14 protein-coding genes and 1 riboswitch are annotated in these 15,061 nt (G+C 57.0%); of the genes, 7 read left to right on the forward strand and 7 right to left on the reverse strand.

Features of this window, described 5'->3' with window-relative positions; translation table 11 throughout:
• Positions 1-35 precede the first annotated feature (35 nt).
• Complete coding sequence (locus tag DSM25558_RS00155) at positions 36-872, forward strand: response regulator (RefSeq protein ID WP_077100639.1); 837 nt, start codon at positions 36-38, stop codon at positions 870-872.
• 55 nt (positions 873-927) lie between these two features.
• On the opposite strand, the gene DSM25558_RS00160 is transcribed toward DSM25558_RS00155, so the two are convergent.
• The 3 genes from DSM25558_RS00160 to DSM25558_RS00170 form a co-directional block, all read right to left on the reverse strand.
• Positions 928-1,518, reverse strand: coding sequence for a carboxymuconolactone decarboxylase family protein (locus tag DSM25558_RS00160; RefSeq protein ID WP_077100641.1), 591 nt, complete (start codon positions 1,516-1,518; stop codon positions 928-930).
• A gap of 84 nt (positions 1,519-1,602) precedes the next feature.
• Complete coding sequence (locus tag DSM25558_RS00165; RefSeq protein ID WP_077101400.1) at positions 1,603-3,105, reverse strand: phospholipase D family protein; 1,503 nt, start codon at positions 3,103-3,105, stop codon at positions 1,603-1,605.
• Positions 3,106-3,218: 113 nt separating this feature from the next.
• The gene (locus DSM25558_RS00170; RefSeq protein ID WP_244554079.1) at positions 3,219-3,410 is read right to left on the reverse strand and encodes a hypothetical protein; all 192 of its coding nucleotides are present in this window, start codon (positions 3,408-3,410) and stop codon (positions 3,219-3,221) included.
• Between the two features lie 100 nt (positions 3,411-3,510).
• Positions 3,511-3,692, forward strand: a riboswitch (cobalamin riboswitch).
• 73 nt (positions 3,693-3,765) lie between these two features.
• Here DSM25558_RS00170 and bluB point away from each other — a divergent pair.
• Positions 3,766-4,452 (forward strand): 5,6-dimethylbenzimidazole synthase, encoded by a 687-nt coding sequence (gene bluB, locus DSM25558_RS00175; protein WP_077100643.1) that lies wholly within the window; start codon positions 3,766-3,768, stop codon positions 4,450-4,452.
• Between the two features lie 201 nt (positions 4,453-4,653).
• Here bluB and DSM25558_RS00180 read toward each other — a convergent pair whose 3' ends face one another.
• On the reverse strand, positions 4,654-5,814 hold the full coding sequence (locus DSM25558_RS00180) for a DUF2865 domain-containing protein (RefSeq protein ID WP_244554080.1): 1,161 nt from the start codon (positions 5,812-5,814) through the stop codon (positions 4,654-4,656).
• 119 nt (positions 5,815-5,933) lie between these two features.
• A complete protein-coding gene (locus DSM25558_RS00185; RefSeq protein ID WP_077100656.1) occupies positions 5,934-8,249 on the reverse strand; it encodes an NADP-dependent malic enzyme in 2,316 nt (771 codons plus the stop codon).
• A gap of 216 nt (positions 8,250-8,465) precedes the next feature.
• Here DSM25558_RS00185 and DSM25558_RS00190 point away from each other — a divergent pair, with 216 nt between their 5' ends.
• Positions 8,466-9,293 (forward strand): UDP-2,3-diacylglucosamine diphosphatase, encoded by an 828-nt coding sequence (locus DSM25558_RS00190; protein WP_077100658.1) that lies wholly within the window; start codon positions 8,466-8,468, stop codon positions 9,291-9,293.
• Between the two features lie 4 nt (positions 9,294-9,297).
• On the opposite strand, the gene dgcA is transcribed toward DSM25558_RS00190, so the two are convergent.
• Positions 9,298-10,281, reverse strand: a complete 984-nt coding sequence (gene dgcA, locus DSM25558_RS00195) for an N-acetyl-D-Glu racemase DgcA (RefSeq protein ID WP_077100660.1) — start codon at positions 10,279-10,281, stop codon at positions 9,298-9,300.
• A gap of 143 nt (positions 10,282-10,424) precedes the next feature.
• On the opposite strand from dgcA, the gene DSM25558_RS00200 reads away from it, so the two are divergent.
• The 4 genes from DSM25558_RS00200 to DSM25558_RS00215 all read left to right on the forward strand — a co-directional run bounded on the left by DSM25558_RS00200 (position 10,425) and on the right by DSM25558_RS00215 (position 14,435).
• Positions 10,425-11,585, forward strand: a complete 1,161-nt coding sequence (locus DSM25558_RS00200) for an ABC transporter permease (protein ID WP_077100662.1) — start codon at positions 10,425-10,427, stop codon at positions 11,583-11,585.
• The gene (locus DSM25558_RS00205) at positions 11,566-12,426 is read left to right on the forward strand and encodes an ABC transporter ATP-binding protein (RefSeq protein ID WP_077100664.1); all 861 of its coding nucleotides are present in this window, start codon (positions 11,566-11,568) and stop codon (positions 12,424-12,426) included. Before DSM25558_RS00200 ends, DSM25558_RS00205 begins: the two co-directional genes overlap by 20 nt.
• Before the next feature lie 3 nt (positions 12,427-12,429).
• A complete protein-coding gene (locus tag DSM25558_RS00210) occupies positions 12,430-13,800 on the forward strand; it encodes an MlaD family protein (protein ID WP_077100666.1) in 1,371 nt (456 codons plus the stop codon).
• Between the two features lie 71 nt (positions 13,801-13,871).
• Complete coding sequence (locus DSM25558_RS00215; RefSeq protein WP_371479339.1) at positions 13,872-14,435, forward strand: ABC-type transport auxiliary lipoprotein family protein; 564 nt, start codon at positions 13,872-13,874, stop codon at positions 14,433-14,435.
• 103 nt (positions 14,436-14,538) lie between these two features.
• Here the strand turns inward: DSM25558_RS00215 and DSM25558_RS00220 are convergent, their stop codons facing one another.
• A complete protein-coding gene (locus tag DSM25558_RS00220; protein WP_077100670.1) occupies positions 14,539-14,976 on the reverse strand; it encodes a PACE efflux transporter in 438 nt (145 codons plus the stop codon).
• Between the last annotated feature and the right edge of the window lie 85 nt (positions 14,977-15,061).

Genomic DNA, 15,061 nt, shown 5'->3' on the forward strand with positions numbered 1-15,061 from the left:
CGCTCTCAAAGCTTTATGGGGTATTTGGGGGCACTATGAATTTTCTGGGAATTACGGGCATGCAGTATTCTGGCGTGCCATTTCACGACATAAGAATATTGCTGGCCGAAGACTCGAACGTCTTTACCCAGATGATCGGCGCTCGTCTCAAGGAGTTGCTTGGACTGTCTGTCGAAGTCTGCCGCAATTTCGAGGAGTTGCAGGAATGCTACGAGCGTTCCTCGGAAGAGGTGACATTGGCCATCTCCAACATCAATCTTCCCGGTGCAGAAAATGGTGAAGCGCTGGAATATCTCGTCGATCTCTCCATTCCTACGATCGTCTTTACCAGCACGTTCCATGAAGACACGCGCGAGAAGCTGATCACCAAGGAAGTGGTCGACTATATTCTCAAGGATAACGTGTTTGCTGTGGATATGCTGACGGAATCGGTCTGCCGCTTCCTGACCAACCACCGCCACCATGTGCTGATCGTGGATGACAGCCCGACCGCGCGTGCACTGCTCTCCAGCCGTCTGAAGCGCTACAATTTCCGCGTCAGCCTTGCCGATAATGGCGCAAAGGCGCTTGATATTCTCAAGAACAATCGTGATATCGGTCTTGTCGTGACTGACTACAACATGCCTGACATCGATGGCTTCGAGTTGACGCGCCGGATTCGCACCATGCGCGGTTCACATGAACTGCGTATCATCGGTGTCTCGTCTTCGACCAACCGCCTTCTGTCGGCGCGATTCCTGAAGGCTGGCGGCAACGACTTCATGTTGCGACCCTTCATTGATGAAGAATTTTACTGCCGTGTTAATCAGAACCTAGACACGCTGGTGCAGATTCAAGCGGCCAAATTGGTCGCCAGCAAGGCCGCCGCTTAACATTGATGAGGCGGTGGCGTTCTCTTGATGCCGCCGCCATCATCCTCATTCGCCGTCAGGCTTCTTGTTCTACAGGGCGACCCATGGCCAGCTTTTGCGCAAGGTCTGGACCCAGCTTCTCCACATAGGTCTGGTCGGGCGACGTGCCGAGCGCGTCGAGCGTTTTGGAAAAGAAGCAACGGGCGGCAGCCGCTGCCACGATATCGAAAATTTCCGCATCGGTCAGAGCGTGGGTTTTCAACGCGTCGATGTCAGCTTGCGTGATTGAGGTCGCGTCTCGCACCACTTTGGTCGCGAAGATCATGATGGCGCGTTCCTGCTCGTTCAAAGGCGCATCATCCGCACCCTCAACGATGGCTTCCAGTTCGTTACCAGATACGCCGTCCCGCACCAGCACAGCGCCATGGGCCAGCATGCAGTAGGACGAGCGAAGTTCGCGCGCTGCAGCAAGCGTTACCAGTTCATAACGTCTAGGCTCGATATTGCCGCGCAGGCTGACGAGAAGCGCGCTCCAGCTTTCCATCACCTCGGGGCGGTGGCCGAATGCAAGATACATATTCGGGAGATATCCGTAAGTGTCCTTGGCACCGCGATACATTTCCGCAATCTTGCGGCTGGCGGTCGGCTCTGGCGGGGCGATAAACATGGGCTTCTCCTGCATTTCAACTCTTTCTGAAATGCGTGAGCAGCCGATTGGATCAGTTCAGCAGTCGCTTTTTCTGCAAAAACATCAAAGCTGCGATTCCAGAGGCAGCAATCCCATCGCGATTACCAGTGCACGGCGACTAAAGCTGGCATAGGGTTCGTGTGTATAATGGCGTGGTTCGCCTTTCACCAACCCTGTCCATACCAAACGCCGCCGCTCGTTCAGCGTCAGTTCGAAACTCATTTGTCGGCTGATTTCGTCCGCAAAGATGTCGTCCATCGCTGTGACGAGGCCAGGCGATGAAAACAGGACGCCCATCTCTGTGTTCAACGACATGGAGCGCGGATCGAAGTTCAGCGAACCGATAAAACCAATTTCCCCATCTCGTGTGAAGGCCTTGGTGTGCAGGCTCGCTTGGCCTGAGCCTCTCAGCGAGAAGGATTTGTGCTGGTCTGCAAGCGAGCGCAACTCATGAATCTTCACATTATTGACCAGCAACGGTCTGCGATAACGCGAGTACCCGGCGTGAACTGCGGCCACATCGGTCGCGGCCAGGGAATTCGTGAGGACGTTGACGGATACGCCCTCCGCAGACAAACGCGAAAGCGTTTCGACGCCTTTCTGGCCAGGAATGAAGTAGGGCGAGGTGATCTTGAGCTGTCGCTTTGCGTCTTCCATGATGGGAAGCAGGGTTTCCATCAGAAAATTATGACCGCTCCTGCGCTTTCCTGCCGCCTTTTCCGGTGGATCTGCTACCACTTGGGCGCTTTCGACCCAGTGAAGATTGTCCGACATCAGGAATTGGCCAGAGTAATGCTGGCTTTCCACCTGCTCGAGATAGGGCCGTGCCGCTTCGCCGGAGGCCAGAAAGTCCATACGGCGGCGAAGTTTTGTAAGCTTGCTGGGCCTGCGAGACAGCAGCGACTTGACGGGAACGGCGACGGCGCTGTTCCAGTAATCGTCGAAAATCTCCTCAGCTTCCGCCACACATTGACCGTAGGCGATGACATCGAAATCCCGGAAATTCGCCTGTTCCGCAGCGTCGAAATAGGCGTCGCCGACGTTGCGCCCGCCGACGATCAGAACCCGGCCATCCGCGATCCACGCCTTGTTGTGCATACGCCGGTTCACGCTGCGAAACCGGAACACCATCTCTATGCCGCGCCTGAAGACGTTCTCACGCGCCTTGGTAGGGTTGAACAGGCGCAGTTCGATATCGGGATGGCTATCTATGGCATGGAAGGCACGGTCGGAGATGGACACGCCAAGATCATCCAGCAGCAAGCGCACTCGTACGCCGCGGTCGGCAGCCGCTATCACCTCACGCATGACGAGCTGGCCGGTCAGATCAGCATTCCACATGTAGTACATGAGGTCGAGACTACGCCCAGCCGCTCGCGCTGAGCCGACCCTTGCGGCAAAAGCGCCGACATTCGACTGAATTAGGGAGAGGGCGTTGGGCTCGGCGTGATCACGATGAATGTCTGCCCAATGGCGATCCAGCGGTGTTTTGTCATCTTCTTTGGGCAGAGCAGCCGATGCGATCTTGATGATGATTTTGTCACGATGACGCGTAGCCAATGCCATACCCGCGACGATGGCGAGCACGATAAGAATCGCAATAGCGACGGTGGCATTCACAGCGATGGTATCACCCGCATCTTTTCATTGAATAAGTATGGTCAGATATCTGGTCTGGATCAATGGATTTCAATGCTTCGCTTGTCGGCCTCTTCCTTGATGATGTCTTCTACGAGCTGTCGCTTCAGGGCCGGGTCGCCCAACATGTAGTCTTCTGCGATTTCAAAAATGGATTTTGGGTTCTCGGTTTTCTTCAGCGTATCGAGATCCTGTCCGATGCGTTGGCGAAGTTCGGCATAATTGTCCATCATGTGTCCTCCATTGTGCAGGGAGAATGCGGTAACGGGGTGGAGGGTTCCGGTATCAATTGGCAAATGACACGGGATTGTCTTGCTTCTTCGCGTTTGCCTCGCGATAACGCCTGTATCAGGTGCCTGCCTTGCGGCGGGAGAATCGGGAACGCGGTGAAATTCCGCGACGTGCCCAACGCTGTAAGGTGGACGCGTGTTGCCATAGGCCACTGAGAAATCGGGAAGGCGGCAACATGCGAGCGAAGCCAAGTCAGAAGACCGGCCTGATGCAATGGACCGACCGCATGGACAGCGCAAGGTTTTTCGAGATGCTGGGCGCACACGTCTCCGGCCTCGGCATTGTTGGGGATTGACGATGCGACCTGATGACCTACAGCGTGGGCTTGTGCCAGCGCATGAATTTTCTGACGACCATAAGAGCGCCGTCTACCGCGCCATCGAAACCCGCCGCGACGTGCGGGACCAGTTTCTGGCCGAGCCCTTGTCCGATGCGCTGGTAGAAAAGCTTCTGAGGGCTGCCCATGCGGCGCCGTCTGTCGGCTTCATGCAGCCATGGAATTTTACACTCGTGACCGATGAAGCTGTGAGGCAGGGCGCGTGGGAGGCATTTTCCCGCGCCAATGCGGAGGCGGCGGACATGTTCGGGGAGGACCAGCAGGTTCTTTACCGCAGCCTGAAACTCGAAGGCATCCGCAAGGCACCGCTATCGATCTGCGTGACCTGCGACCCGACGCGGGGCGGCGATGTGGTGCTGGGGCGAACCCACAATCCGCGCATGGATGTCTACTCCACCGTCTGCGCCATACAGAATCTGTGGCTGGCGGCGAGGGCCGAAGGCATCGGCGTCGGGTGGGTCAGCATTTTCCACGACACCGATATCCGGGATATCCTCGCCATTCCCGAGTACATCGAGATCGTTGCGTGGCTGTGCGTCGGCAAGGTCGATATGCTCTATGGCGAACCGGAACTAGCGGTCAAAGGATGGCGGCAGAGGCTGCCGTTGGAAGAGCTCGTGTTTCGGGATCGTTGGGGTACACGGTAAGATATTCTGCGGTGTTTCTGATGTCATGGCCGCCTCATTCCTGTGCTTGTCACAGGAATCCAGTCAGCCCAAGTCCTTGGGTTGAACAGGGTCTTTCGCCGCGCAGACGCGCGTTAGCTGGATCCCTGTGATAAGCACAGGGATGAGGAGAGGTAGGAGTGTGCATTCCCGTAAAACCGCCTCACCCTTACGGACGATGTTCTACTGTTGCTGCGGCTGTGCGCCCTTCAAAGCCGGATTTTTCAGATCGATGCGGCTCGTTTCGGCGGGCAGGAACTGCGGGCCGACGATGCGGACCTTGCTATTGTTGGGATCGTAATCCCGCTCAGGAACAGGCTCTGCCTTCTCCACCGGTTTCGGCTCCGCAGGCTTGATGTCTGCGGGTTTCGGTATTGTGTCACTCTTCGGTGACGTAATAGTCGTGATGCTCGACATGTCCTGTGACGGGGTGGATTGTGGTGCTTTTGCCTGATCTTCCTGCTTTTTCATCTCGTCGTGATAGGCGGCCATGTTGCAGCTGCAGGATGGCGGGCGGCTGGTGCTTGGGCTGTTGCGGTAGGCAAAGGCTGTTGGCATGGAGGCGTAGGGTTGGCCGGTTTTGGCGGATACCATGTCCGAACTTTCCTGGCCTTCAAGCGAATGGTAGAACAGTTCGGTCTGGGTGCCAGGGCACATGCGCTCGCATTGAGCGGCCTGAGCGCGGAAATCCAGCGGCGTAGCATTCGAGGAAATCGGGAAGAACGCGCCGTCGCAGGTTCTCACGCAGAGAGTTCTGAGGCCACCTTGCATGGGCATATCGGGCGAGGGGCGGTAGTCCTGATTGTCTGGGTTATCGAAGGGATCCGCCGTCCCGCCCATATTCTGATCTTGCGATGGGTCAGTCGAGGTGAAGGATGGTGGTTGCTCATCGAAGCAACCTTGCGCATCCAGTGCCGCCATGATGCGTTCGTGGTTGTCCTGTGCATTATCATCGCGCTGCGAGGCCAGCATGCGGTCTCGATCTTCCGAAATCATGTCGCGATCGGATTCAGCCTGAACCAGCGCATCGCCGATTTCGCCGCAGAGCTCAGCATTGGGATTGCCATAGACGATGACGCTGCCCGAGGAGCAGCCGTAGCCGCGCATATCGTTCTTGATCCGGCGAATGAGAATATTCTGTTGCGCTAGCGCATTGGCGTATCGCCGCACCTCGGCGGTGTTGCCGATCATGCGGGTTGGCTGGGTGAGCTGCTGGCGCAGCCCGTCACAGACGGCACTGGCCTGCGCCGACAGGGGCGCTGCCAGCATGAGAGTGATAAATGTGCCGATCAAACGGCGGCGGCGCGGGATCAATGGTCCGTCCGTTTCCTGCCCTGCCATCATGCAGGTCATATCCTGTTGATCATCGTCCGCGGGATGCGAAGCATGTCTATGCGTTCAGGATAACATAAGCCCGTGCCGCAAAGCGGCAAGGGCCAGTTCAAAATTACGTTAACCCGGCCTTACACCGAAGGGTGTGAAGCCTGAACCGTTGCAAGGGCTGCCATGTTGACCACGCCACGCGATGTCACCGTTGGTGACAGGATGTGGACGGGCAGGGCCGAGCCGAGCAGGATTGGGCCGACATGCAGGCCTTCGGTCATGGTGCGGACAACGCCGAGCGTGATGTTGGCCGAATCGAGGTTCGGGAACACCAGAAGATTGGCTTCGCCCGACAAGGCGCTGTTGGGCATGGCGCGCTTGCGCAGGATTTCAGACAGGGCAGAGCCACCCTGCATTTCGCCATCGATTTCCAGTTCCGGTGCGGCACCACGCACGATCTGAAGCGCACGGCGCATCTTGCGGGCGCTCTCCGAATCGCGCGAACCGAAATTCGAATGGCTGACCAGAGCGATCTTTGGCGTGATACCGAAACGCTTGATTTCCTTAGAGGCCAGTATCGCAAGTTCGGCCAGATCTTCCGCCGTCGGCTCGTAATTGACGAAGGTGTCGGTCAGGAAGATCGCGCCTTGCTGGGTAATCAGCAAGCTGAGGCCGCCGAATGTGTGGGCACCCTCGCGTTTGCCGATGATCTGGTTCACGTCGCGCAGATGGCGGTCGAAGCGACCTTCGAGACCGCAGATCAGGGCATCTGCTTCACCACGCTTGACGGACAACGCGCCGATGACGGTGCTGTTGGTGCGCACGATGGTGCGGGCTGCTTCCGGGTTGATACCGGCGCGGCCGACGAGCGCGAAGTAGTCATCGACATATTCACGGTAGCGCGGATCATCCTCGGGATTGACCACGGCAAAATCTGCATTCGGGCGAATGCGAAGGCCGAACCGCTTCAAGCGGGTCTCGATGATCTGCGGACGGCCGATGAGGATTGGAACGCCAGTGCCTTCTTCCAGCAGCACCTGTGCTGCGCGAAGCACGCGCTCATCTTCGCCTTCGGCAAAGATGATACGCTTCTTTTCCGCCGTCTTTGCCAGGTTGAAGATCGGCTTCATGATGAAGCCGGAGCGCCAGACGAAGCGGTTCAACTGGTCGAGATAGGCATCGAAATCGGTAATCGGGCGAGCGGCCACGCCGCTTGCGGCAGCGGCGCGCGCAACGGCTGGCGCAATGCGCAGAATGAGACGCGGGTCGAATGGCGACGGGATGAGATAATTGGGGCCGAAGACGGGCGTCTCTTCGCTATAGGCTTTTGCCGCGACTTCGGAGACTTCCTCACGCGCCAATTCTGCAATGGCGTGAACGGCGGCCATCTTCATTTCTTCATTGATGGTGGTTGCGCCGCAATCCAGTGCGCCCCTGAAAATATAGGGGAAGCACAGCACGTTGTTGACCTGGTTCGGGAAGTCGGAACGGCCCGTGCAGATCATAGCGTCCGGGCGGGCCTGACGGGCCAGTTCCGGCATGATTTCAGGATTGGGGTTTGCCAGCGCCAGAATGAGCGGCTTTTCTGCCATGCGGGCCAGAAGTTCAGGCTTCAGCACACCCGCAGCGGACAGGCCGAGGAAGACATCGGCACCATCGATGGTTTCGTTCAGGGCGCGCTTGTCCGTCTTTTGCGCGTAAACTTCCTTCCACTCGTCCATCAGGCTGTTGCGGCCATCATAAACGAGGCCTTCGATATCGTGGACCCAGATGTTTTCGCGCTTGGCACCGAGAACGACGAGCAGGTTAAGGCAGGCAAGCGCTGCGGCACCTGCGCCTGATGCAACGATCTTGACGTTGGACAGCGATTTGCCAGCAAGCTCCAGCGCATTGGTGACGGCAGCGGCGACGATGATGGCGGTGCCATGCTGGTCGTCGTGGAACACGGGAATGTTCATCTTTTCGCGAAGCTGGCGCTCCACTTCGAAACATTCCGGTGCCTTGATGTCTTCAAGGTTGATGCCGCCGAAGGTCGGCTCCAGTGCCGAGATGGTGGAGACCATGTCGTTGATGCCGGGGGCATCGATTTCGATATCGAAAACGTCGATGCCAGCGAATTTCTTGAACAGCACCGCTTTGCCTTCCATGACAGGCTTGGAGGCGAGAGGGCCGATATTGCCAAGGCCAAGAACGGCAGTGCCGTTGGAAATGACGGCAACCAGATTAGCCCTCGCGGTATATTCAGCGGCCATTTCCGGGTTTTCATGAATGGCGAGGCAGGGGGCAGCAACACCAGGGGAATAAGCCAGCGCCAGATCGCGCTGGTTTCCAAGAGGTTTGGATGCCTGAATTTCCAGTTTTCCGGGGCGCGGATAGCGGTGGTAGAAAAGTGCCTGTTCTTCCAGATCCGCATTGGCGTTTTTGTCTTGCGTCTTGCCCGTGTCCTGAGAACTCATTCTATCACCGCTTATTTCAAGTTTATTGGAGGCCTTTGCATACAACAATCGGCAGGTGCGTACAGCCGTTTATTTTACCTGCGCAGCTCAAAATCGGTACTTTCGATACTGCTTAAAACGAGAGTTTCCTTCAGAAACGGCTCGCTGTCATCTTGCTGAAACACGAGTCTGGTTTTGCAGAGGATGAAAGTTGCCGAGACAAGGGGGAAGAATTCCATGGCCGCGCAAACCGAAGCCAGACAGTTCAGAACACTTTTCATTTCCGACGTGCATCTTGGCTCCAAAGCGGCCAAGACGGATTTCCTTCTGGATTTCCTGCGCTACCATGAAGCCGATACGATTATCCTCGTTGGCGATATCATCGATGGCTGGCGCCTGCGCCGTAACTGGTACTGGCCGCAAGGCTGCAACGATGTGGTTCAGAAGCTGCTGCGCAAAGCCCGCAAGGGTACACGCATCGTCTACATACCCGGCAACCACGACGAATTCCTGCGGGAGTTCCCGGGCACGCACTTCGGCGGTATCGAAGTGGCAGAGCGGATGATCCATGAAGCGGCCGACGGCAAGAAATATCTTGTCATCCACGGTGACGAGTTCGACGTCGTGGTTCGCAACGCCCGTCTTCTCGCCTATCTCGGTGACTGGGCTTATGATGCGGCAATTGCCATCAACGTGCTGCTGGCTGCCGTTCGCCGCCGCATCGGTTTGCCCTACTGGTCGTTTTCTGCCTGGGCAAAGCTGCAGGTGAAGCACGCCGTCAACTTCATTGGTGAGTTCCAGCGTGTGGTGGCGGATGAAGCGCGCCGCAACAATGTCGATGGTGTCATCTGTGGCCACATTCATCATGCTGTCATGGAGGACATGGACGGCATCCGCTACATCAATACCGGTGACTGGGTGGAAAGCTGCACGGCGGTTGCCGAAAATGCCGACGGAACCTTCGAGCTGATCACATGGATGAAGTCCGACGATCAGGTCGAGACTTCGGTGCGTGAACTCGAACCGGTGAATATCGCTGGATTGCTCAGTAGGCAGGCGGCCTGATTTTTCAGCCCCATAGTTCCGGCTCTGGCGGGTGAACGAGCGATCCTTCATACCGCAGGCCCGGAACTCGGTCCCGCGCGAGCAATAGCGGTCCGTCGAGATCGGCATAGGCGGTATCCTGCGCCAGCATCATCGCGGGTGCCATGCCAAGCGAGGTGCCGAGCATGCAGCCCACCATGATGGTATAGCCCAGCCGCTCCGCTTCCTGTTTCATGACGAGTGCCTCCGTCAAGCCGCCGGTCTTGTCCAGCTTGATGTTGATGGCGTCGTAACGGTCTCGTAATGCAGCAAGATCGGCTGTCAGATGCACGCTTTCATCGGCGCAGATTGCGACCGGTCTTTTGATGCGCGCCAGAATGGCATCCTTGCCGACGGGCAAGGGTTGTTCGATCAGGGCGATGTTCAGCTCTTTCGCCACGGCGAAATGATGCTCGATGTTCTGGTCCGTCCAACCTTCGTTGGCATCGACGATAATGGTTGCCTGTGGTGCAGCAGCACGAACGGCGCGCAGGCGCGCTTCATCGTCTTGCGTACCTGTCTTGATCTTCAGAAGGGGACGCTTGGCGTTCTCGGCAGCTTTGGCAGCCATGACGTCAGGCTCGCCCAAAGAAATCGTATAGGCGGTGACGATAGGCTTGGGTGGCACTGCCAGAACCTTGGACGCGACGCTTGTGCCTGAAAGCTTCGCCTCCAGATCCCACAACGCGCAATCGACCGCGTTGCGGGCAGCACCTGGCTTCATCAGGTGCTGCAATTGCGACCGGTCGATTCCATTAGATACAGCGTTCGACACTGCGCGTATGTCTGCCAGAACGCCGTCGATTGATTCGCCATAACGGGTGTAAGGCACGCATTCACCGACACCTCTGACGCCATTTTCGGTAATCGAGCAGGCGACGACCACCACTTCCGTGCGGCTTCCGCGGGAAATGGTGAAGCTGCCCGCAACCGGGAAGACTTCAGCTGTGGCTTCGAGGTAACGGCCCATCGAAATTACCCTTTAGTTGGATGTAAAACACGGTAACTGACAATAAATCTACGGAATCGAGCCGGATGTCTGTGGCTTGGTGATCCGTCAATCGATATGAATCGTTACGGAATCTTTAATAAGCTGCATTCGCTTGGAGCAAGATGCAAGAACCTGAAGTACGGCAACCGGCGCAACCGGCAGCGATATCGGCCGATAACGACGCGAAGGGCGGCTCTGCGCGTTACGTTCTGACGGGCTCATGGCGCAATGCCAACGTCAGTTCGGTTCTCGGCGACATTGAAAAAATCGAGAAATCCGGTGCCAACGGTTCGATCATGGTCGATCTGTCTGGTGTCGACAACATCGATACGACAGGCGCGTGGCTGTTGCAGCGCATGCGTCACAGGCTCGAAAAAGCCGGTGGGCAGGTGGCATTCGAGGGCAATGAGCAGGTTGAGGGGATCATAACTTCTCTGCCGGACGAAGCGCCTCTGCCACCGAAAGACACGACCAAACACAGTCTGAGCGAACGCATCTTCTCGCCTGTCGGCAAGAATGTCGTTCAGGCAGGCGCGGATTTTTTGGCAGGCATGTATATTCTGGGCTCCGCCGTGCGTGGTGCGCAGATGAAGCTGGGGCGAGGGCGCGGCGTTTCGCCAGCGGCCATCGTCAACCAGATCGACCATATGGGCGTTCGTGCCGTTCCTATCATTTTGCTGATGTCGTTTCTGATCGGCGCGATCATTGCCCAGCAGGGTGCGTTCCAGCTGCGGTATTTCGGTGCTGAGGTCTTCGTGGTCGACCTTGTCGGCATTTTGCAATTGCGTGAAATCGGCGTGCTGTTGACCGCCATCATGATCGCTGGCCGTTCGGGAAGTGCGATCACCGCCGAAATCGGCTCGATGAAAATGCGCGAGGAAATCGACGCGCTGAAGGTCATCGGCCTCAACCCTGTTGGTGTACTGGTGTTTCCGCGCCTCGTAGCGCTGACGATTGCGTTGCCGCTTCTGACCATTATCGCAAACTTTGCCGCGCTGTTCGGGGCTGCCGTGGTATCGCTGCTCTATTCCGGCATCACATTCGAGGTCTTCCTCGCCCGTCTGCATTCCGCCGTGGAAATTTCCACCATCGCGTCCGGCATGATCAAAGCACCCTTCATGGCGCTGATTATCGGCATCGTGGCGGCGGTCGAGGGCATGAAGGTGGGCGGTAGTGCCGAATCTCTCGGTCAGCACGTCACATCTTCAGTGGTGAAATCCATTTTTGTCGTGATCCTGGTCGATGGCGTCTTCGCCATCTTCTATGCAGCCATCGATTTTTAAGGAGAGGCTGTTGCAGGATCAGCAAACAACGAAAAGCAAAAACAAGGATCGTGAGGTCGTCCTCTCGGTTGAAGGCGCGACCGTCGCGTTCGGGGACAAGGTTGTTCTCGACAATCTCGATCTCGATGTCTACCGCGGTGAAATTCTTGGCTTCATCGGTCCTTCGGGTGCTGGAAAGTCCGTGCTGATGCGCGCAATCTTGCGCCTGCTTCCCCGCCAGGGCGGCACGATCAAGATTCTCGGAACCGATTATGACAAGGCGACGGACGAAGAGCGCATGGGGCTCGACACCCGCCTTGGTGTGCTGTTCCAGCAGGGTGCGCTGTTTTCCGGCCTGACGGTGAAGGAGAACATTCAGCTGCCGATGCGCGAATATCTCGATCTTCCGCAGTCGTTGATGGATGAACTCGCCGCTTTGAAGATCGAGATGGTTGGCCTGGCAGCAGATGCCGCTGACAAGTATCCGTCCGAACTGTCGGGCGGCATGATCAAGCGCGCAGCCTTGGCCCGGGCATTGTCTCTCGATCCTGATCTTGTTTTTCTGGACGAGCCGACATCGGGTCTCGATCCCATCGGTGCCGCGGAATTTGATATGCTGATCGCACGTCTACGCGATTCGCTGGGTCTGACCGTCTATATGGTGACGCACGATCTCGACAGTCTGTTTTCGGTCTGTGACCGCATCGCCGTTCTGGGCAACAACAAAGTTGCCGTTGAAGGCACGCTCGAGGAAATGTTCGAAAGCGACGATCCTTGGGTTCAATCATATTTCCGCGGAAAGCGGGCACGCGCCGTCGTCCTTCCAGACGGCACGCAACACATTCCGGGGAGTGACGGGTAAGTCATGGAAACCAAGGCAAACTACACCATTGTGGGAATTTTCACGCTGATCGTGATCGCTGCCGCTTTCGGTTTCGTCTACTGGATGGCCGAATTCGGGCGCGGTGGACCGACCTCACAGCTGACGATCCGCATTCCGGGCTCCGCAAACGGGCTTTCGGTCGGCTCTCCAGTACGCTTCAACGGCATTCCCGTTGGTACCGTGCGCGGTCTTTCAATCGACCGTGATGACCCGGCCTATTCTATTGCATTTACCGAAGTGCAGGCCGATGCCCCTGTGTTTCCGTCTACGCGTGCGGTGTTGGAAATTCAGGGCCTGACGGGCGCTGCCTATATCGAGCTTTCCGGTGGTCGCAACAATGAAGAGCGCATTTTGCAAAAGGCGTTCGACACCGGTGTCCCTGCGGAATTGACGGCCGATCTTTCCAGCGTCACCAACCTTCTGGCAACGGCCGACAAGATATTGAAACGCGCCGATGGTGCCATCGGAGAGCTTCAGGGCTTTGTGCAGGACGCGCGTGGGCCGTTGACCCAGACTGTTCGTAACGCCGAGAAGTTCTCAGATGCGCTGGCGTCGAATTCCGACGGTATCGAAAACTTTCTGGAAAGCCTGAGCTCTCTTTCGACAACGGTGCAATCCGTTTCCGTTCGTCTGGACGGCACGCTGACGGCAGTCGAGGGACTGGTGAAGTCCGTGGATGCGGAAAAGATCGATTCAATCCTGACCAATGTCGACAAGGTGACGTCTGATGTTGCCGAATCCTCGGGTGGTATCCAGGACGTTGTGGCAACTGTCCAGCGCACGTCGCGCAATTTCGAGCAGGCGAGTTCCGAAGTTCAGACTGTCGTGAAGCGCGCGGACCAGTTGCTTGCGTCGGTTGATGCAGGCAAGGTCAGCAACGCCGTGGAAGACGTAGCTGCGGCAACGTCCGATGTTCGCCAGGCGATCTCGACCTTCCGTCAGATTGCGGATGATGTCGGAACACGGCGCCCGGATATCGACCAGGCAATCGCTGATTTCACCGATATGTCGCGCAAGCTGAATGCGGCTTCCACCCGCGTCGATGGTATTCTTGCGAAAGTTGATGGTCTGTTGGGAACCGATGATGCGAATTCGCTTTTCTCAAAGGCGCGTGAAACATTGGCGTCCTTCAAGGCCGTTGCTGACAATATCAACATGCGCGTTGGTCCTATCGCCGACAATCTGGCACGGTTCTCAAGTTCAGGTCTGAAAGATCTCCAGACGCTGATTGGGACGACACGCCAGACGGTCGACAATCTGAACAACACGATCACAAATTTCGATCGCGATCCGCAGCGCCTGATCTTCGGCGGCGAGAACGTGAAACAGTATGACGGCCGGACAAGGCGTTGACGGGGGGTAGGACATTGAAGGTTTCGCTGATGCGCTGGCAGGGTTTTGCCCCAGCCCCGACCAAAATTGTAATGATGCTGCCATTGATGGCTGGCCTGCTGGCCGGTTGCGGTAGTGCCAAAAACGATACGTTTGATCTGTCCGTATCTTCAGGCACAGTCACGCAGACGCCATCGTTCCGCTCACGCCAGTTGCTTATCGCTGAGCCAACCGCTCTGAAGGCGCTGGACAGCGAGAACATCGTTGTGCGGCTATCCGGCTCCGAAGTGCAGTATCTCGGCAATTCGCAGTGGAGCGACCGCCTGCCACGTATGGTCCAGTCCAAGCTGGTCGAAGCTTTCGAAGACACCGGCAAGCTGGGCGGCGTCGGTCGTCCGGGGCAGGGGCTGGCGATCGATTATCAGGTCGTGACCGACATCCGCGCCTTCGAAGTCGATACCGCCAAGAACCTTGCGACCATCGAAATATCGGTGAAGTTGCTGAACGACAAGAATGGTACCGTTAAAGCCCAGGAAGTCTTCCGTTCAACAGCGCGCGTTAGCGGCTCTGGCAGCGCGAATTTCGTCAAGGCGCTGGACAGCGCGTTCGCATCGACATCCCGAGAGATCGTCGCCTGGACGCTGCGTTCGCTCTAAGCGCTTGAAGACAAAAACAAACGCCGTGCGTTGAAAGACGCACGGCGTTTTGATTCGTGGCGAGGTTTTGCCGCCCCCGCAGTTCAGAAGCTCTGGACGCTCGCTATTTCGCTGCTTCCTCTGCCTGCCATTCTGGCAATGGAAACAGCCTGTCATAGCACCAGTTGAAAACAAAAGCGTAGACCACGTAGAAGAGTGCGAACGACACGTCCATGATCAGCGCATGCGTGAAGCTGACATTAAGATACCAGGCAATGAAGGGCATGAGGACGATCAGAAGGCCCAACTCGAACAGTACGGCATGTAACACACGTATGGCTGTGGTTTTCTGTGTCGTGCGTCTCACACGCTGCATGACGTGATCGAAGCCGAGATTGTAAAGATAATTCCAGGCCGTTGCCACTGTGGCGCTGACGACGCCAACGACGCCAATGTCTTCACTCGGCATGTCGAAAACAAAGGCACCCAGCGGGATGATGAGGATAAGACCGATGACTTCAAAGCTGAGCGCGTGACGAATACGGTCGGCGATGGTGCGCATGGGGTACTCCCGTAAAAAGCCGGGCCGTCCCGTCTGCTGTAGCCTGAATGGCCGAGGTCGTCCTCGCAACCCCCATATAAAAGCT

Source organism: Agrobacterium sp. DSM 25558 (genome assembly GCF_900100825.1).
Lineage (GTDB): Bacteria > Pseudomonadota > Alphaproteobacteria > Rhizobiales > Rhizobiaceae > Agrobacterium.

Coding starts and splice junctions, on each gene's coding strand:
- DSM25558_RS00155 (WP_077100639.1), top strand. CDS start 36: ATGAATTTTCTGGGAATTACGGGCATGCAGTATTCTGGCGTGCCATTT.
- DSM25558_RS00160 (WP_077100641.1), bottom strand. CDS start 1,518: ATGTTTATCGCCCCGCCAGAGCCGACCGCCAGCCGCAAGATTGCGGAA.
- DSM25558_RS00165 (WP_077101400.1), bottom strand. CDS start 3,105: ATGGCATTGGCTACGCGTCATCGTGACAAAATCATCATCAAGATCGCA.
- DSM25558_RS00170 (WP_244554079.1), bottom strand. CDS start 3,410: ATGATGGACAATTATGCCGAACTTCGCCAACGCATCGGACAGGATCTC.
- bluB (WP_077100643.1), top strand. CDS start 3,766: ATGCGACCTGATGACCTACAGCGTGGGCTTGTGCCAGCGCATGAATTT.
- DSM25558_RS00180 (WP_244554080.1), bottom strand. CDS start 5,814: ATGATGGCAGGGCAGGAAACGGACGGACCATTGATCCCGCGCCGCCGC.
- DSM25558_RS00185 (WP_077100656.1), bottom strand. CDS start 8,249: ATGAGTTCTCAGGACACGGGCAAGACGCAAGACAAAAACGCCAATGCG.
- DSM25558_RS00190 (WP_077100658.1), top strand. CDS start 8,466: ATGGCCGCGCAAACCGAAGCCAGACAGTTCAGAACACTTTTCATTTCC.
- dgcA (WP_077100660.1), bottom strand. CDS start 10,281: ATGGGCCGTTACCTCGAAGCCACAGCTGAAGTCTTCCCGGTTGCGGGC.
- DSM25558_RS00200 (WP_077100662.1), top strand. CDS start 10,425: ATGCAAGAACCTGAAGTACGGCAACCGGCGCAACCGGCAGCGATATCG.
- DSM25558_RS00205 (WP_077100664.1), top strand. CDS start 11,566: ATGCAGCCATCGATTTTTAAGGAGAGGCTGTTGCAGGATCAGCAAACA.
- DSM25558_RS00210 (WP_077100666.1), top strand. CDS start 12,430: ATGGAAACCAAGGCAAACTACACCATTGTGGGAATTTTCACGCTGATC.
- DSM25558_RS00215 (WP_371479339.1), top strand. CDS start 13,872: ATGATGCTGCCATTGATGGCTGGCCTGCTGGCCGGTTGCGGTAGTGCC.
- DSM25558_RS00220 (WP_077100670.1), bottom strand. CDS start 14,976: ATGCGCACCATCGCCGACCGTATTCGTCACGCGCTCAGCTTTGAAGTC.